Below are 18,920 nucleotides of genomic sequence, written 5' to 3'. Positions count from 1 at the left end.
TCCACCCCAAACCGGGAAAATCTTACCGGAAAGGGAAAGTTTTTAAATGTGGGTTTTGTGGTTTTGAACATGATGCTGATGTAAATGGAGCATTGAATATTGCTCAACTAGGGGTAGTTGTAAACCTGCCCGAAATCTCGACTTATTCCTGTCAACTAGAGGGGCAACTATCGTTGTTTCCTGATGGGAGTGGGTTAGGGATAAAGCCCACGCCATAAGCTATGCGTTGGCGATGGGTCGTTTACCCCAAAGATGGATGAATGATGAATGATCATTTTTCTCTGTCCCCTGACATCTGGCTTCTAACTTCTAACTTCTATAGCGCTTCGCGCTAGGCAAGAGCTCATATGGCAAAAGGCAAAAGGCAAGAGGGGGGGGGAAAGTTAGGTATAGTCAGGCTTTTGGCTATTCTTCGTTCAGGGCATTTGTAAATATACCAGTGCGACCTGCTATAACTTCTAACTTCTGAGTCTTTTAATTTGTGGGTTCGGGAACTTCTTCGGTATTTTCCACCGCTTCTGGCTGAGTCTCGTTTAGAGTATCACTGGGAGTCTCAGAAGTATCTTCACCAGGAGGAGGACTCACAACACCTGCGGCTTGTTGAATTTGATCTTTATATGGCGCTGGGGCTAAATCTGAAGCTTTCCCAAATAAGGGTTCTGCTTCTTCGAGATTCCCTTGATCTTTGAGAACGATTGCTTTAGCGAGAACTGGACGAAAATCTTCTTGATTATTCCGCATCGCTTCATCATAGATCGCGATCGCTTCATCGTAGCGTTTTTGTTCGGCGTAGACTTGTCCAAGAATCAACTGCACAGAAGTCTCATCAATCGTACCTGGTTGAGCTTGATTGGCTTGTGGAGCAGCTTTGATTGTATCTTGTAATAATCCAATGGCAGCTTCCGGGCGTTTTTGAGTCAGCAGCAAATTCACTAACCCTTGTAGGGCTTGAATTTGTCCGGGTTGTTGAGTCAGAATTTGACGATAGGTTTGGGCTGCACCTTCGAGATCGCCCGTATATTGTTGAGACTGAGCAAGTAAGATGCTATATTCATTTGTCTCCGGATTCATTTGGGAAAGTTTTTGTAAAGGCTCGACAACATCGGTGACATCGCCCTGACCCATGCTGATTAATTCTAATTTAGCTTGCAGAAATCCTCGCAGAGCCGTTTCATTATCAGGTTCTCGCTGCAAAACCAATTCATAGCCTCGTGCTTGAGCCTCTAAATCTGCTTGTTTGGCTTGAGCCGTTTGAGCTGGGGTGGGCGTAGTTTGCGTGTTAGAACGGTTTGCTCCGATTAGACTGCCAATAATCGGCCCCATAGAGAATCCGACAAAAGCAATCAGAGACAGAACCAATATGACACCAATAAACCCACGACGTTTGTCCACCATAAAAATTAAATCCCTGCGATCTCAGCAGCTACAGATATTTAGCTCTAAAGTTTGATCAAGCAACTTGTGCCTTGCAGCTAACATAGTAGCAGACCCATCACTTAAAATATCTATCAATTAACATTGATCAAAGGTATTTGCTGAGTAGAGGTTTGTCAAAAGCATTCGGATTTCTCCGTTTAGCAAATGGATTCAGTAAAATAGGCAAATCGACAAAACTTTGATAGCGATCGCCTGCGACTTCAACTCAGTCCACTGACAATCGTTTACAAACAACTGTTCTGTCGAGTTTTCTGCCACGTATCCTAAACTGTACAGGAGTCGGAGTATAGTTCTAAACCGTCTCCCCTCCCGTCGATGGGTCACAGTTCAATGTCAAACTTCAACTCAGTGTCTCTGATCGGGTTGTGTATCCACTGAATATTTTAATATTCCTCCCAAAAGGGATGTGTGTGTGCTGCTATCAGGTTCTATGAGTCCTTCTCCGAATCGATCCTCCCAAATGCCTAATTCCTCCCAATCTCATCCGGTTCAATCCAGCGAGCCTGCCGTTGATATGTCCGAAGATCTGCCCATGAGTGCAAAGCCAATGAGTGAGCTTCCCCCATCGGATCAGAATGCAATATCCGAAAATTCATCTTTGGATATTGCGATTGAACCTCAATCTGAAACTTCAGTCTCCAATGACGATTCCTCGACAAACGAGGATCAGATCCTTGATGGAGAGAGTCGTCTTTGGCATCCAATCCCCCCCCCGAGTGAACCGCGACAATATCGGGCAATTGGCTTGGTTCGGGGTCGATACACCGCTTCGCAAGATCAATTTACCCAGGGAATTTTACTCACCCCAGATGGAACGGTCATTGATGCGGTTCTTCTCGGTCGAGTGATGAGTTTAGTTAAAAAACATATTGACCTTGACCAAGAGCATCTATGGGTTGTTTATCCGCGAACTCGTCAAAAACAGGATAACTTACACGTTCAGATCATGGGGGTTTGGGAACCTGAAACCCTGAAAAAAGACAATGAAGACAATGAAAATGAAGACGATTCACCCTCTACAGAAACCACTGACCAATCCCCAGAAACTCCCGAGGCGGTTCCAGTTGAGGCAGAAACCTTAACTTCTGAAATTGATCCCAATGCCTTAAGCGAGATCGAACATGGCTATTTTTCAATTCGGGGTGAAGTCGTTTACCAGTCTCAAGACGAGGAAAAATACATTATTGTCAAGATTCGTCAATCCTCTCGGGCTGATCAAGACAAGCCCAAGTTCTTTAAACTCAAATTAGATGGTTTGGCCGGGCCTAAAGCTGTCGGTCATTTCTGGGATTTACACGTTCAACTTGAACAAGACAATTTGGTGATTCAAGAAAGTCACGATATTGGCTTGATTCCAGTTAAAAAAGGGAGAAAATCCTTTCAAGGTCGAGGATCATACCGAGGTGGTGGAGACAGACGAGATAACTTTTCTCGTTCCTCTCGTCCTCCAGTCAAGCCCAGAACGGCAACTTCGACTTCCACTCGCTCGGGGCCAGTCTCTAAGCCGATTAAGCCCAAACCCAAGACAGATAATTAATTAACGGTTCTACTTTTCCCTTGAGTTTGCTCACTTGCTTCTGTAGCTAATTCTTAGTCAAGATTGATCTGAGATCCCCAGACATCTTGGGGGATAAAGGCTCTATCCATGGGAATAGAAGCAACGGGTTCGGTGAGGGTAAACTGCCCCAATTCAATCCATTGTTTGAGTTGTTGGGCGACTTGACGAGAACGCGCTAAACTGGCGACAGGAGCAGTCCGCACGGGTTTACCCTCAATCGTAATTCGACCTTTTTTGAGTTGAGCATAACTCACTAAGCCAAATGTCGGACGAACTCGCCGAGGAATAGAAAAATCTACCACAGGGGCAACAATATCTTGATCCAAAACTGCACAATGAGCAACCACTTCTTCGCTCAATACAGGTAAAGGAATCCCCATCCCAATCATCATCGATGGCCCGTAGTTTTTGAAGTAACACCCTCGTACCCAATAGGGATTCATCTGTTTTGCATCCCCCACGACTGCTAAGGTTGCCGCCGGGCCAATGGGGGTACGGTTGGGTAAACGCTTCTGTAACGGGAAATGTTGGGTGCCTTCCCAGGTAATATAACCAATTCCACCCCCGAGGAAAATTCGGGTGCCTATCCCGATCATTTCTAAGTCTGGATCGTTGAGAAGCGGTGACATGGCTCCGGGATTAGAATAGACGGCATTGCCTAAACGCGGTTGTAATGGCCCGAGATAGGTAAAGAGTTGGCGCTCGCCTCCATTCACCCCAACAATAAAATTTTGATACAGGTTGCGAGGGTTAAATAAATAAAACTGATTAATGGTGTCGCGGCTAATCGTTGTTTCTAAGGAATTGCGGGGATAACAGTCCGAGACTAATCCCGTTGAACGCAGCGAAACAGGCTTTCCAGCGATTAAATCTTCAATTACGTGTCCCCCTCCGCGATCGCCGGATTCATCCCCATTTTCGACGATTTGACTGGCACCCAGATACAAATCTACCGCCCCAAACCCACTATAAGCTTGCACTCCATCCAGCCAACAGTTGCGAATATTAATCGGCGGATCAGTTTGTCCAAGGTTAATGATCGCTCCTGATGATTCCATCGGTTCAAAGGTACCAGTGGTAATCACATCAACCTCTTGAGCCACTTGAGTCACACTGGTTTCAACGACTCGGGCTTTGACTTCTTCTACCGTCAACACCACAGCAGATGAAGTGCGGATTTTATCATTAATCTCAGCGATCGTTCTCATTATTTTTAGAGCGGGAACAGGGAACAGTTTTCACCTTGAAATCACCCCTGATTTTGGGTTTTCCATCCATCTAGAATATCTCTAATTAGGATTTCTCTGATCAAAACGTAAAAAAGAGAACAAATAAGCTCACTGAGAGGAAAACCGCTAGCGATCGCTTAATTTTCAACCGTTGAAATCCGCGTGATAATTGGTTGAGAACGGTTGCTAGGACAATTGCGGCGAAAACAAGCAAAATAGCTTGTCGGACTTGCCACAGGATGTATATAGAGGCGATAATCGCATAAAAGCCCAGCCATTGACCAAAGTTCACGGTAGGAAATAAGTCACCAAGTCAGAAGGTTAGAGGGGTTATAGGGGACACCAGAAGATTGATCATTGATAATTTATCACTGTTCGCTGTAAGAGCGGGTACTTCGCCACAGAAACACCAAAGCGATCGCAATACTCGGGAAAAAGACAGCAATTAAAGTATTTGTGACTGATAACGGAATCGATAGAGATGGCCCTATGTATTTGATCAGAACTGATACTGCTGCTGAGAGTAATAAGACTTTGAGGATGAATCCGACTTTATTATCCATGAAGACACGTTAAACGGTAAAATCAGGTTTGAGTCGCTGTATTCGTACAGATTTTATCACTTAATCTCAATTTTCGATTTTGTTAGTTCTGTACCTCCACCAAGCTTTCTTTATCCCCCCTAACCCTCTTTATCCCCCCTAACCCCCCTTTGAAAGGGGGGAATAAGAAAGTTCCCCTTTTACCCCCATTATCAAAGCCCCCAAAATTGGGGGTTTGGGGGCGGAGTCACGGGGGCGGGAGATTTAGGGGGATTAACAGTTAAACAGAACAGAGACAAATTTGGATAATATTTATAGTTTTTCGGGTTAAAAGTATTTGGAGTTGATTTACAATGGAACCAAAAGATCCAGAATTAGTTGAAAAGATTCGTCAACAATTTGACTCGGCACCCTATCCGAAAATTCCCTTAGAAAAATCTCCTAAAGAGTCTTATGATATTCTCTACGTTCATAATTTAGTTACGTCCTATTATTTGAGAAATCAAAAAGTTATTAATACCGAAGGAAAAGTTATTCTAGATGCGGGTTGCGGGAGCGGTTATAAATCGTTAGTTCTCGCGGAAGCCAACCCCGGCGCGAAAATTGTCGGGATTGATTTGTCGGCAAAATCCGTTGATTTGGCTCAGAAAAGATTAGAACATTACGGCTTTACCAACTGCGAATTTCACGCGATTTCTATAGAAGAATTGCCTCAGCTTGGGTTAGAATTTGACTATATTAACGCCGATGAGGTGCTGTATTTGTTGCCGGATATTGTCGAAGGACTGAAGGCAATGAAAACAGTGTTAAAGCCAGAAGGAATTCTTAGAACAAATCTTCATAGTTCCTTTCAGAGAGCGGTTTATTATCGAGCGCAAGACCTGTTTAAGTTTATGGGTTTGATGAATGAAAGTCCGGGAGAAATGGAGATAGAAGTCGCTAGAGAAACGATGGAGGCTCTCAAGGATCAGGTGTTGATCAAAATGCAAACTTGGAACCAAAGAGTCAAAGACAGTGACGAAGCAATGCTGGCGAACCACTTATTAATGGGGGATAAAGGCTCAACAATTCCCGAACTTTTTGCGGCGTTGAGAGAGGCTGAACTTGAATTTATCAGTATGGTGAATTGGCGCTATTGGGATATAACAGGGTTGTTTAAAGAACCGGATAATTTACCTGCATTTCTGGCGATGAGTTTACCCGAACTTTCCACAGAAGACCAACTTCATCTGTTTGAACTACTGAACCCGGTTCACCGTTTGTTAGACTTTTGGTGTGGTTATCCTGACGCGGCTCATCCAGTTGAACCTGTTTCTGAATGGAGCGATCGCGACTGGAACTCCGTCACTGTTCATCTACATCCGCAACTGAGACATTCTAAAGCCAAAGAAGATTTAATTCAATGTGTCCAAACTCGGCGACCTTTTGAGGTGAGTAAATACGTTTCACTCCCGACTCTGGTTGCGCTTCATCAAGAAAGTGATGTGGTGGCTTGTTTGCTTCCCCTCTGGGATGAACCCCAACCCTTTCTGCGTTTAGTAGAACGATGGCAAAAAATCCGACCCGTTGACCCCATCACCCTCGAACCCATGAGTCAGCAAACGGGTTTTGAGCAAGTGAAGGAACTCTTGAGTGACCTCGATCCCTTTCTGTATGTGCTTTTGGAGCGTTCCGCCTAAAAAACTAAAAAAATTTCTGAGGGGTGATATGAAACGGAAAGTGACTGGGTAAGTTAGGGATACGAAAACAAGATATCCATTATCCTAACCCCAAGGAGAAACTACTATGAAGACTGAATTTAAAGCAAAATTCTTACAACACGTTGCTAAGAGAAAAAAAGAAGAGGGTTTCACCCTAATTGAACTTCTCGTTGTAATCATTATTATCGGTATTTTGTCTGCGATCGCTTTGCCTTCTTTCCTCAACCAAGCGAATAAAGCGAAAGAGTCTGAAGCCAAACAATACCTGAGTGCAATCAATAAAGGTCAGCAAGCATATTACACTGAAAACAGTAAATTCACTAGCGATATTGCATCTCTCGGTGTGGGTATCAAGACGGCAACAGAGAATTTCTCTTATGTATGCGCTGATCCAGGTGATGGGGGAATTAACTGTAAAGCAACCGCTACGGGAGATGCTATTCGCTCCTATCTGGGAGCCGTCTATTTAATCAGTATTAGTGAGTCAGAAACAACATCAAGAAGTATGCTCTGCCAAACACTCAAACCAGGTGAAGACCCGACTGAGATTGCTGTAGTTGACGTTGTTCAACTAAATAGTCCTGATCCCACTTGTCCTGGTGGTATGACAGATGTTTAGGTTGATCGTGATTTGAGACAATTTACTGTTAGTTTAGGTGGGTGGCGGTTGCTACCCCCTTATTTTTTGTTTGTAGAGTTTGATTTTCTTCTGATGTGAATTGGGAAAATTCCCCCTAAATTCCCTGCCCCCAAACCCCTGCCCCCGTGATCCCGCCCCCAAACCCCCAAAATTGGGGGCTTTGATCATGGGGGTAGATTGGGGGCTTTAAGAAATGGGGGACTTGAATAAATAAGGGATTTTCAAAAACATTCCCCCCAGAATTGGGGGGTTAGGGGGGCAAAGTTAGGGGGCTAGATGGGTATTCTAAATCCCTATTGCCCTCTCCCCCAACCCCTCTCCCAACCTTGAGAGAGGGGAGTAATCCCCAGAATTGGCAGTCACGGGGGCAGGAGACTTAGAATAATGAGGGGTTTTGATTCTTCCGTCTAATTTACTCTACTTATGTCAAAAGACTCTCTTAGAATTCGTGGAACTAATCCGCAAACCGAGCAGGCGGCTCGTTCTTTACGGAAAAATTTAACTCCGGCTGAAGCGAAGTTATGGAATGCTTTGCGTAGTCGTCAACTAGCAGGACTCAAGTTTCGCCGTCAGCATCCTGTAGGACAGTTTATTGTTGACTTTTATTGTCCATCGTGCAAGTTAGTTATTGAGGTTGATGGAGACATTCATACTCAGCAAAAAGCTTATGACGATGCTCGGACAAACCATCTTCAATCCTTTGGTTATCGAGTATTAAGATTTAGCAATGAAGAAGTTCTCAGCGATCTGCAAACCGTTCTCATCCACATTCTCCAAATAGTAGAAGCAGATTTCCCCCCAGCTACCCCCAAATTTCAAAGTCCCCCAGCTACCCCCATTATTGGGGGTCACGGGGGCGGGGGATTTAGGGGGCGAAGGAGCCTTCTAAGTTGCTATTGCCCTCACCCCCAGCCCCTCTCCCAAAATTGAGAGAAGGGAGTAATCCCCATTCTAATCGCCCTCTCCCCCAACCCCTCTCCCAAAATTGAGAGAGGGGAGCAGAAATATAGTAGAATTCACCTGACAGGGGGCATTCCCCCCAGAATTGGGGGGTTAGGGGGGCAAAGCTAGGGGGGCAATCCAAGCAAACATTCAAACATTTAAGTATTTCAAACCATGTCTTCTTCTAACTCAGAAACCCCGAATTGGCAACAACAAGCCAATCAATGTCTACTCGATGGAAATTATCTACAAGCAAGCCGTCTGTACGAAGCCGCTATCGAGACTGAACCCGATGTTCGATCCCATTACTGGAATTTGGGGCTGATGATGCTGTTGCAGGGAGAGGAAGCTGAAGCACAGACAACTTGGCTGTTTGCAATGGCGGAGGGGGAAGCGGAGGAAGTTGAACAATGGACAACAGAATTAATCCAAGTCTTAAAAAAGGAAGCTCAACGGCGAGAATATTTAGAAGATTGGGCTGTGGCTTGGGCAATTCGGCAACATATCCGAGAGATTGATCCCACAGATATCAATAATATATTAAGTTTAATTGGGCTGAGTGTTTTACTCAAAACCTATACCGGAGAAGAACTCACTTCGTGGGGAGTTTTTGAGCGGCTTCAGTCCCCTTCAGAAGCAGCAGAAATTGATAGTCAATTGCTGTTCTTAGTTTTAAAAGAAGTTCTAAATTATGCCCCTTTAGATCCTCAATCTTTAGAATTCACTAAAGCTTGTCTACCTTATGTTTCCGATCAAAGCGAGTTGATCGATTTATTAAAAACAACCGCGAATAAAATTTCAATGACTCATAATCAGGCCAAGTTAGCAGTTGAATATGCTGAATTGGCTTTCCAGTTGGAACCGGAAAATACAACGGTTTTGTTTCTGATAACAACTCTTTATCAAAAAGCAGAAAATCTTGAAAAAGGGATTGAACTTGCAAAGTATTGTTATGCGGCTCTTGAAGATTTAGCGGATAAAGTTTATGCAAATCACTTAATTTTAAGAGGCTTAATGTCTGCGGGTGGTGGATATGTGGCTGAAGTCAGTTCTATTTTAGAACGCCATGAAACTTTGGTCGAGTCTTTGATAGAGTTCAATCCAAGTGAACTCACTCAAGAAGTGACAATGCGCCTATTTTCAACTCTATTTTTTCCTGCTTATTTACGAGATGAGCCGCAGGTTAATAATAAACTACGACAACAAGTTGCTCAAATCTGTCAAAAGAATATTGAAAACTATGCTGATTCTGCGGTTAAGCAATACAAACAAAAATTTGCATCCCGTCAATCTATTAAAGATCCGAATAAACCCTTGAGAATTGGCTATCTTTCTCATTGTCTGCGAAATCATTCGGTGGGATGGTTGGCAAGATGGTTATTTCACCATCATAACCGAGAAAAGTTTCAAATTTATGCTTATTTAATTAATGCAAAAGGTCGAGAAGATAGTTTGCAAAATTGGTATGTGAATCAAGCTTATACAGCCTATGAGTTTCCGATGGGTTCTGGAGAAATTCCGGATAAAATCTCCGAGGATGAAATTGATATTCTTATCGATCTTGATAGTATTACTCTCGATGTAACTTGTGAGATTATGGCAGTGAAACCTGCACCTGTTCAAGTGACGTGGTTGGGTTGGGATGCTTCAGAAGTGCAAAATATTGACTACTATATTGCCGATCCCTATGTATTACCTGAAAATGCTCAGGACTATTACAGCGAGAAGATTTGGCGACTTCCCCAAACTTATATTGCAGTGGATGGTTTTGAAGTTGGGGTACCAACGTTGCGACGGGATGACCTAAATATTCCCGGTGATGCGGTGATTTATCTCAGTTCTCAGACGGGTTACAAATACCACCCGCAAACTGCAAAAATGCAGATGGAGATTCTCAAAGAAGTGCCAAATAGCTATTTTTTGATTAAGGGTTTCAAGAAACAAGATATCGTCAAAGAGTTCTTTGTTCAATTGGCAAAAGATGAGGGAGTTAACCCAGATCGCTTAATCTTTTTATCGGGAGTACCCAGTTCGATAATTCATCGAGCCAATTTAGCGATCGCAGATGTGGTACTCGATACGTTCCCCTACAATGGCGCGACTACGACCTTAGAAACGCTGTGGATGGAAGTCCCAATGGTGACTCGGGTGGGTCAACAGTTCGCCAGTCGCAATAGTTATACAATGATGGTGAATGCGGGAATTAATGAGGGAATTGCTTGGACCGATGAGGAGTATGTTGAGTGGGGTATTCGTTTAGGAACCGATGAAGCGTTGAGACAGCAAGTAGCTTGGAAGTTGCGAAAATCTAAACAAACGGCGCCGTTGTGGAATGGGAAACAGTTCACCCGTGAGATGGAAAAAGCTTATCAACAAATGTGGCAAATTTATTTAGATTCTCGGGGTTGATGTTGACCTCTCCCCCAACCTCTCTCCGATCCCCTCTGCTTCCCTTTGAAAGAAAGACCCGCCAGAAAGACCCGCCAGAGATTAAAATCTCTGTCTAATATACATAAAGTCCTCTTAAGAGGACTTGGGTTTTTAGACGGGGAATTTATTCCCCGGTTTTAGGATTAGAATGAAACGGCTCTGCCTTTGAAACTTTGAAAGCCAGAGATTAAAATCTCTGTCTAATACATAAAGTCCTCTTAAGAGGACTTGGGTTTTTAGACGGGGAATTTATTCCCCGGTTTTAGGGCTTCGCTACGCTCCCGATGAAAGATTCTCGAAAATTATTTAATACTATAACTCCCGAATTTGACTCGATGCAAACACTTGCTCGCAGGTTAATTCTAACTCGGGAAAAGTAGAAGAAATAATGCGATCGCTTCCGGTAAAACACTGGACTTGATATTCACCCTCAACTAACTGATAAACAAAAATTTTCGGCTGTTTGGGATTTCCTAAAAGGGTGCGAGAACCTATTGCCAAATAATCTACAATCCAATATTCAGGAATTCCCAAGCGTTGATATTCATCTCGTTTATCAATATAATCATCTTCCCAATTGGTAGAAACCACTTCTACAGCGAGTTGAATAGGTTCTGTTAACGCGCCATAAGTTCGCACGTTGCTATTCCAAACTTCCGCTTTCACTACACCAACATCAGGATTTCTTCCCCGTTCTTCTCCCTCTTGAGTTGTGGTTTTAATGATGATATCTTTATCAACAATATAGTCTAAATTCAGGCGTTCGCTTTCTCGATCAAAGCAACGAACTAGAAACCGAGCCACATTTTTATGAGCGCGAGTGGGTTCCACTTTTACGAGTTCTCCGTTTACCAGTTCGTACTGTCCGAAACCATCGGGATACTGTTCTAAAAATTCGAGAAAGGTTAGCTTGTTAGTCGCGGTTAATGTCATGGCTTTTCAAGAAAAAAGCAGTTTTAATCGGAGATATTTTTTGATTGCAGTTGCAGGGAATTAACGATATTATCAGGAATTTCCATTGTAACTTTTATGGCTGACTCTATGATGTTTTGTGAACTGTAGGGGTGCAAGGCTTGCATCCTTCTATCTTTATGTTATTTATCTTTATTTAAACTGTCTAATTCAACGGTTGGAATATTCTCAGCTTGAGTTTGTTTAATCGCGTCTTGATTCTCATGTTCTAGGACAATTCGACCCTGTAAATGAGGGATTAAAGCAGACCATTGAATCTCGCTCAATTGTCCAATCAATGAAATATTTGGTTCATCAGCAACCTCCAATTCTTCCTCCATGATCAGGTTCATTACAATGCTAGAAAGAGCTAAATCCGCTTCTTCGTTGGAAATATTGCTATTATCTATCAACAAAGTCATTCGACTGCTATCAGGATGAGTGATTACAGATTTGATAACTTCTGCTAAATCTGAACCGAGAGATTCTTCATCTTGAGTCCAATCTGGAAAGATAATCAGGTTAATTTCCCTTAAGTTTAATCGCTGCAAAGTTGCGTTAATTAAAGCCGAACTCACGATATCGGCCATTTTTTGCCAAGAAAACTTTTTGGCTTGTTGCAGTCCAGTTTCGATCAGTTGACGCCGAACTTGGGGCTTTTGTACCTCACAAAGCGCATTCGCCATTGCATTAATATCTGTCTCATTGACATAAATTGCTGCTTCTCCAGCCACTTCAGGAATAGAGGAATTTTTACAAGTAATCACCGGACAACCACAAGCCATTGCTTCGGCTACAGGCATCCCAAAACCTTCGTATAATGAAGGATAAACTAATGCAGTTGCACCTGAGTAAGCAATACTTAATTCCTCATCGCTGAGTTGGAGAGGATGAACGACACAACCGGATGTAAACTGTCGGTATTCTGTACTTAACCAGAGACTACTTCCACCTGTACAAACAATTTCAAATCCTTGTTTACTGTAGAGTTGAGCAAAAGCTTGGAAGAACAAACCCGCATTTTTATAGTTACTTCCAGCACCGACTAAAATAAAGTAAGGTTTAGTAATTCCATACTTCATTTTAAATTGATTAATGTCGGCTTGACTATTCAGTGAAAAGACAGGAGAAACCCCACAATGAGCGACGGTAACTTGTTCGGGGGAAATTCCCGAAAAACATTTCACCAAATCAGAAGCGGTATTTTCTGAGATGGAAATATAGGCGGAGGCGTGGCGAATAGCGTTATGTTTTTCCCGCCACATGGGTTCATTGAAATCTGCTCCCAATACTTCAGGAATCATGTCATAGGCCATGAAAACGGATGGCGTTGAAATGGGGGTTGTGTAATAAGTTGAGATGAATAAATCGGCCCCTTCTTCGTCACAAACCTGTTGCAATATTTCTTTATCTGCATCGGTGGCTGCATAGCTGTATGTTGGAATTGGTCGATATCGAATCCCTGGAATTTGTGGAGCAGTTCCACCTCGATCAAGTACAACTATATATTTAGCAAAGTCACTTTTAGCCCATTCTTCTAGTATAGATTTCCAAACCCGTGCAATTCCAGTATTATAAAGTTGGAAGAATACACCATCTACACAAAGAGTTGGAGAATAAGAGCTTACTTCATTATCCTCAACGTCTCCCCCTTTGCGAAACCAAACTCCGGTGTAGTCAATCTGATGAAGATTAAAAGACTCCTCTTGAAGTTTCTCAAATTCATGTATTGCTTTCTTACAACCTTCCCAGTGACCATAGTCATCAACCTGAATATTTCCCCCAAAAACAACATTTTCGTAGAGATTGTTGAAGATATCCATTGTTGATTCATACCAGTCTCCATCAGCATGAAGAAAAGCGATATCACCTATTTCTTTTTTGTACTGAGGAAGTGTTTCATTAAACAGACCTTGAACAGGCTTAACAATATCTCTAACATCTAAAAGCTGGCAAACTTGATCTAAATTCTCCCGAATAGGAGCATCTAAAGTACCCGCACCAAAGCCTGTTTGATTTGCTGGAATGCCATTATGTAAATCGGCATCCGTTGGGTCAGGCATTCCTTCAAAAGTATCAAAGGCGTATAAAAGCCTTGGACGCAAAGTGTAGCGTTTAATGATTGCTGCAATTAAAGCTGATGCGCCTCCTTTGTAAGCTCCACACTCAACAAAATTACCAGGAATATCTTCTAGGCAAACTTGTTTAGCTAAGGAGTAAAGAGAGAAAAGTCGTTCTTCACTTAATAATGTGTAAGGTCTAACTATCTTAAGAATTTCTCTAAATTCATTGGCTGAGAAATCTTGAGATAGATTGCTAATTGTGTAACCTTGTAAATGTGCGGGTAGTTGCCAATTGACTCTTATATCTGGCTGATGCATAACTGGTTTGACATTTCCTCGCCAAGCAACTCCCATAATTTGCATCGTTTGATAGACCATTGTATTCCATCCTTGGTCTCTCAAATAATCTAATCCTTGGGCTACATCAGGAGAAGCCAGATCATGAAATAGAATAATTGCATCATCTTCTGCATACTTTTCACAAGTCATAGCATCTTCGAGAGGTCCAGGAGCTTCATGATCACCATCAATAAAAATTAACGACCACTTCCGTTTAAATTGATTTGCCAGTTCCTCTACTTGTTTGGGACTATAACCTGCTACTAAATTAATTTGATCAAGAACTCCAGCATTTCTGAGTGAAGTTGTCACACTTTCATAAAAATCTGATCTCTCAAGTAGGGGATCAATAACATCTAAATTTACTCCAGCGAGGGCTAAATGACAGGCTGACCAGCCCATCCAACAACCAATTTCTAGGGCTTGCTTATTTTTAAACTTTAATCCAGTGTTGTAGACAATATGGGCTTCATCCCGACTTAGAAATCCTACTGTTGGTTGTCGTTGGTCTACATACCAGTTGTGAGGAATACTTCGTCGCAAATAAGGCCAGAGACACTTTTCGGGATCTCCTACAACCATGTTTGGAAAATACTGATCTGGCTGGACTACAACCAAACCGGGTGAAACATAATCCTTTTCCGGAAGTAAACCTCGCTCAACTACTTGAATAGTTTCATTAATCATTTTTTCTTCCCTAAACATTTTTTCAGATCGCTGTTGACAAGCCTTGCCAATAGTTTCCCCCAAGTTTAAGTCTGTTGCCCAGTTTGTGATAGTCTCAACAAGCTCTCTAACAGTAGCTTCGGGGTCGTGCTTGGGGTCAGTAATTAACTTGCCAGTATTTCCTAACTCTTCAGGAATTCCACTCACGGCTGTAGCGATAACTGGTAATCCTTTAGACATCGCTTCCATAACTGATAAAGGCATTCCTTCTAGTTCAGAAGGAAGGATAAAAATATCAGCCATATTCAATAGATTTGACACATCCTCTCGCTGCCCTAAAAACTTAACTTTGTCAGTGATTTTTAGTTGTTTAACTTTTTCTTTTAGTTGAACTTCAAATTGAGGATCAAAAACGCCACCTCCAACCCATATAAAATAAAGTTTATCCCACACAGAAGTAGGCATCAACTTTTGAATAGCTTCCAATTGATAGTGGTAGCCTTTACGCTTTTCTATACGAGCAGAGGTGAAGCAAACTACGGCATCTAACGGAATAGAAAAATCATGTCGTAGACGTTTATTAATAGATAAGTTACGAGGCGTAAAGTAATTTGCAGGTCTTCCATAGTGGATGACCTGCCCTTTGTTTTTAGGAAGTTTAAAAAATTTATGTAATAAACTTAGGTTATTTTGAGAAACAGCAATAACTGCTCGAGCTTTAGTATAGTGCTGAGATAACTGTTCTAAATATTTGGGAAAGTTAGATGCTAGGTGAGGCTCAACCAAACCCTCAACAATAATATAGGGAATATTAATTTCCGTAGCAATTTGTTTAACTAATAAATTAGAAAAAGGATTGGAGTTGCTGCAAATAAGTAAATTAGTGTGTTCTAGTTCTTGTCTGAGGGTATGTTTTAAACTTTCAATATCTTTGCAGGAATCTGAACTCTCTATCCATATATGCTTCACACCCATTTCTTGCTGCTCTGCAACAAGCTGGCTATACGCCTGATGATACGGTGAAGGGTGAATGGATGTTACTTGAAAACCATGTCTAACTAATGCACGCAAAATAGAGTGATTATATTGAGCAACTCCACCGACACCCGGATCATCCGTAGATAATAAAATTTTTTGACTCATAATCGGCTCACAAATTTATAATGAATAGTATCCTGGGGTACTCTGTCTCAATCTTTCAAATTCTTGTTCTACAAGCTAGTTGACTTCTTTCCCAATTTGCTGTTTTAATTCTGATAAAAGAACAATGTAATCTTCTCTTTCTGGACTAAACTCAACCAACTTTTCTAACGGTTCAATCGCACCTTTTGTATCATTCAGTTGTAGCCGAACATTCACCAAACCTTGTAAAGCCGTCAAGTTATTCGGTTCTCGCTGTAAGACACTTTGATAGCCTTTTTCTTGAGCTTTTAACTGCATTTCAGCAGACTCAACTTCTATAATTTCTGGTTGATTTTGTTGCTGTAAGCCACTCTTAAACAGAGGAACAAGGGTAAATAACATTGAACCACCAAACCCAATTGTCCCAATTAATGCAATTAACTTTTGTTTACGCTTGAGACTGCGTTGATGGGACTCCATGTATTCTCGTTCTGCACTGGTCATATCTGCCTCACTGGGGTTGCTACAACAGCCTACTTGCTTAAAATACCCAACTTTTGATCAAAAGCGATCGCGCTGTCTGATAAATCACACCTCAAACCCAACCCACCGCCTGAACTATCATGGATGATGTGCGATCACATTTTACTTATCTTACCGCGAAAATGGACGTTCAAAAATTTATTCAGCAACCTCCTAGATTTAATTTAAAACTCATCATCTGCTTCTAATTGTTCGGCTAATTTATGTAACTCATTCAAAAATTGTCGGATTTCTTCTTGAAATTGATGCCAGATAAAAGGATACTGTTCCATTAGTCGTTCTAGTCGAACTGGATCTAACTCAAAACCGTAAAGGTTGCGAACAATATGTCGAAAACCAAGATAATCTTGTAAGCGGTTAATTGTATCTTGACTTAGGACTTGAGGAAGTCCTTCTCGTTCAACTCCCATTCGATTTAAGAGTCGTTTATGCCAATCATAACTAGAGGGTAATATACCATTTAACTCAGACGCAATTAGTTGAAAAATCCGCTCACAACCTGTATAAAAATTATGTAATTTTAAAGCAACGCTTTCATAAAAAATATCCGCAAGTTCTGGAGTCCGACTCATTTCTTGTTGAACTTGATTAATTCCACTTTCTAAGCGTCCTAAACGTTCTAACTCTACTTCAATATCAGTCACCAGTTCCCGAATTTGACTTGCTGAAATCTGCCTCATAAATACATTCTCCTGTCTCAAAAACTCGTTGGCGAAAATGAGGGTCTAAATCTTCTATGGGTTTTAAGTCTACCCATCTGTCTGTCTGGCGATTGACTTCAGATAACGCCGCAAAAAAATCTGTTTTATTAATTCCCTCTACTGCCAGATCAATATCGGACTCAGCCGTAAATTTATCTTTAACTAATGACCCAAACACAATCACCTTTGTTACCTGAAACTTCTCCACCAGAACATTAACAATATCAACTAACTGTGAACGGGCTTGCTGTACCATTCGCTGATTTTGTGCTTTTTGCTTGGCTTGACGTTTTCTCCAATATTGAATGCGATCGCTCAAAACACTCAACCCCCATTTTCCTATAACATCTATTATATTACAGCAGCAAGGAATTGCGGCGCTACAATTGCTTTGGGATTCATTCCAAAAAGAAACTGGGTGTAGCTTCCCGAATATTGTGGGGGGAAAATCTACACTTCCAAGGAAACAAACAAACTGTAATTATAGAACTATAGGAAATTTAAGCGAGGAAACCGGATGCAAAACGTAATTCAATCCTTCTATAACTGGTATCGTCACACCCTCCGTAATACCAAATACCGTTGGGTATTGATTCTGGGAACGTTACTTTACCTGCTGAGTCCGATTGATATTGCTCCTGATTTTATTCCCATTGTAGGATGGATTGATGATGGAATTGTTGCGACTTTGTTTGTAACAGAAATCTCTCAACTGTTACTCGAACGTCTCAAGAGTAGTCAAAAAACAACCTCTACAGAAGTCGCTGAAGGCGAGGTTGTAGATGCCGAAAAAACGGTTGTTGATGTCACTGCAAGTTAGGTAATCGTCGAGGGGATGGGTGAAGCCGCAGCGATTTGACTGTCTGAGAGAATTTACATCCCCTATTTTAGTTTAAATTTTGTATTTTTGTTTTATTTGTTACTGAATTTTTAGTCTAAATTTGTTTTTAATTAAATTAAAATCGTATCTTTGATAACAGATTAAAATAAAATTTAGATTGTTATTAAAATAGAATAAATATTTTTTCCGATCTCTAGATTCTTGGTTTAAAATCTTAGCCACCTCTAGAGATATTTTTTTAAAATATGAAACGGTCGAACTTTTCCAGACGAGATTTTCTAAAAGCTGCTGCATTCGCCTCTTTTCTTTCGACTGTTGGGGGTCATTCTCTGTTAGCTTTGTCTGCTCCGAGTCGAAAATTAATTTCAACCCAAGAATGGTTAAGTGATAACATTTTCTTACAAGGAATTAACGCTCCCGTTTTTCAGGAAGTTGATGTTGATCACTTAAAAATAACCGGGGAAATTCCCGCAGATTTAAACGGAATGTATATGCGAAATGGCCCTAATCCATACTTAAAGCCAGCTAATTATCAATATCCCTTAGAAGGGGATGGAATGATTCATGCGGTTTATCTCAAAGAAGGAAAAGCCAGTTATCGAAATCGCTGGATTCTCACCAAGAGTTTACAGCAAGATATGGAGGGAAAAGAACGACAAAATATGCCGCTTGTGAACTATGCCAATACTAATATTGTACCCTATGGCGATCATTTATTGGCGTTGTATGAAGTCGGATTACCCTATCAAATTTCTAGCGAATTAGAAACTTTAGGAGAGTGGGATTTTGATGGCGAACTCGAAGAAGCAATGACCGCACATCCCAAGGTTGATCCGATAACGGGAGAGTTACATTTTTATCGCTATTCTCTGTTAGCTGCACCTTATTTAGTGTATTATGTCGCCGACAAACAGGGAAAAATTATTCGGAAAACTCCCATTGAAATGGAATCTCCCGCCCTAATACATGATACAGCAATTACTGAAAATTACATTATTTTCTTTCATTGTCCTTTAGTTTTCAATGTATTTCAAGCGCTCGGGGGTGGACTTCCGTTTGAATGGAAGCCGGAATATGGTACAAAAATCGGGTTAATTCATCGCAAGAATATTGATCAAAAACCGATTTGGATAGAAACAGAACCCCTGTGGATGTGGCATTTTATGAATGCTTATGAACAAGAGGGAGAAGTTGTTGTTGATTTTGCCTATCATAA

The 18,920-nt window shown here is 41.5% G+C and carries 17 protein-coding genes; 8 read left to right on the top strand and 9 right to left on the bottom strand.

Annotated elements, in window-relative coordinates:
• On the top strand, positions 1-218 hold a 218-nt coding region (locus tag M595_RS24615), incomplete at its 5' end, for a zinc ribbon domain-containing protein (RefSeq protein WP_040484626.1).
• Positions 219-474: 256 nt separating this feature from the next.
• Here M595_RS24615 and M595_RS24610 read toward each other — a convergent pair.
• Positions 475-1,395 carry a tetratricopeptide repeat protein gene (locus tag M595_RS24610; RefSeq protein WP_023069266.1) on the bottom strand — a complete coding sequence of 307 codons (921 nt, stop codon included), beginning with the start codon at positions 1,393-1,395 and terminating at the stop codon, positions 475-477.
• A 502-nt stretch (positions 1,396-1,897) separates the two neighbouring features.
• On the opposite strand from M595_RS24610, the gene patR reads away from it, so the two are divergent.
• Positions 1,898-2,974: a heterocyst master regulator PatR gene (patR, locus tag M595_RS24605; protein WP_338041672.1), complete on the top strand. Its 1,077-nt coding sequence runs from the start codon at positions 1,898-1,900 to the stop codon at positions 2,972-2,974.
• Between the two features lie 53 nt (positions 2,975-3,027).
• Here patR and M595_RS24600 read toward each other — a convergent pair whose 3' ends face one another.
• From M595_RS24600 to M595_RS29700, 3 genes are all read right to left on the bottom strand, one after another.
• Positions 3,028-4,203, bottom strand: coding sequence for a homocysteine biosynthesis protein (locus tag M595_RS24600; RefSeq protein WP_023069258.1), 1,176 nt, complete (start codon positions 4,201-4,203; stop codon positions 3,028-3,030).
• A 100-nt stretch (positions 4,204-4,303) separates the two neighbouring features.
• On the bottom strand, positions 4,304-4,516 hold the full coding sequence (locus tag M595_RS30805; RefSeq protein WP_023069262.1) for a hypothetical protein: 213 nt from the start codon (positions 4,514-4,516) through the stop codon (positions 4,304-4,306).
• 76 nt (positions 4,517-4,592) lie between these two features.
• Entirely contained in the window at positions 4,593-4,787 is a 195-nt protein-coding gene (locus tag M595_RS29700) for a hypothetical protein (RefSeq protein ID WP_023069249.1), read from the bottom strand.
• Positions 4,788-5,119: 332 nt separating this feature from the next.
• Between M595_RS29700 and M595_RS24595 the strand changes: the two genes are divergently transcribed.
• The 4 genes from M595_RS24595 to M595_RS24580 all read left to right on the top strand — a co-directional run bounded on the left by M595_RS24595 (position 5,120) and on the right by M595_RS24580 (position 10,457).
• Positions 5,120-6,445, top strand: a complete 1,326-nt coding sequence (locus M595_RS24595; protein ID WP_023069252.1) for a class I SAM-dependent methyltransferase — start codon at positions 5,120-5,122, stop codon at positions 6,443-6,445.
• Positions 6,446-6,551: 106 nt separating this feature from the next.
• Positions 6,552-7,085, top strand: a complete 534-nt coding sequence (locus M595_RS24590; protein ID WP_023069256.1) for a type IV pilin-like G/H family protein — start codon at positions 6,552-6,554, stop codon at positions 7,083-7,085.
• A 444-nt stretch (positions 7,086-7,529) separates the two neighbouring features.
• Positions 7,530-8,036, top strand: coding sequence for an endonuclease domain-containing protein (locus M595_RS24585; RefSeq protein ID WP_083492877.1), 507 nt, complete (start codon positions 7,530-7,532; stop codon positions 8,034-8,036).
• Positions 8,037-8,222: 186 nt separating this feature from the next.
• Complete coding sequence (locus M595_RS24580) at positions 8,223-10,457, top strand: O-linked N-acetylglucosamine transferase, SPINDLY family protein (RefSeq protein WP_023069261.1); 2,235 nt, start codon at positions 8,223-8,225, stop codon at positions 10,455-10,457.
• Positions 10,458-10,790: 333 nt separating this feature from the next.
• Here the strand turns inward: M595_RS24580 and M595_RS24575 are convergent, their stop codons facing one another.
• From M595_RS24575 to M595_RS24550, 5 genes are all read right to left on the bottom strand, one after another.
• Positions 10,791-11,411, bottom strand: coding sequence for a Uma2 family endonuclease (locus M595_RS24575; protein ID WP_023069264.1), 621 nt, complete (start codon positions 11,409-11,411; stop codon positions 10,791-10,793).
• Positions 11,412-11,572: 161 nt separating this feature from the next.
• Positions 11,573-15,640 (bottom strand): glycosyltransferase, encoded by a 4,068-nt coding sequence (locus tag M595_RS32555; RefSeq protein WP_083492876.1) that lies wholly within the window; start codon positions 15,638-15,640, stop codon positions 11,573-11,575.
• A 75-nt stretch (positions 15,641-15,715) separates the two neighbouring features.
• The gene (locus M595_RS24560; RefSeq protein WP_023069257.1) at positions 15,716-16,123 is read right to left on the bottom strand and encodes a tetratricopeptide repeat protein; all 408 of its coding nucleotides are present in this window, start codon (positions 16,121-16,123) and stop codon (positions 15,716-15,718) included.
• 203 nt (positions 16,124-16,326) lie between these two features.
• Positions 16,327-16,842 (bottom strand): ribonuclease toxin HepT-like protein, encoded by a 516-nt coding sequence (locus M595_RS24555; RefSeq protein WP_023069254.1) that lies wholly within the window; start codon positions 16,840-16,842, stop codon positions 16,327-16,329.
• The gene (locus tag M595_RS24550) at positions 16,799-17,191 is read right to left on the bottom strand and encodes a nucleotidyltransferase family protein (RefSeq protein ID WP_023069260.1); all 393 of its coding nucleotides are present in this window, start codon (positions 17,189-17,191) and stop codon (positions 16,799-16,801) included. Before M595_RS24550 ends, M595_RS24555 begins: the two co-directional genes overlap by 44 nt.
• Before the next feature lie 189 nt (positions 17,192-17,380).
• Here M595_RS24550 and M595_RS24545 point away from each other — a divergent pair, with 189 nt between their 5' ends.
• Both M595_RS24545 and M595_RS24540 read left to right on the top strand, forming a co-directional pair.
• On the top strand, positions 17,381-17,683 hold the full coding sequence (locus M595_RS24545; protein WP_040484625.1) for a YkvA family protein: 303 nt from the start codon (positions 17,381-17,383) through the stop codon (positions 17,681-17,683).
• 266 nt (positions 17,684-17,949) lie between these two features.
• Positions 17,950-18,920 (top strand): carotenoid oxygenase family protein (locus M595_RS24540; protein ID WP_023069255.1); only part of this gene is annotated, 971 nt, incomplete at its 3' end.

This window comes from Lyngbya aestuarii BL J, from assembly GCF_000478195.2.
GTDB lineage: Bacteria > Cyanobacteriota > Cyanobacteriia > Cyanobacteriales > Microcoleaceae > Capilliphycus > Capilliphycus aestuarii.
The sequence above is the reverse complement of the archived record's forward strand: the minus strand, read 5'-3'. Positions and strand labels throughout refer to the sequence as shown.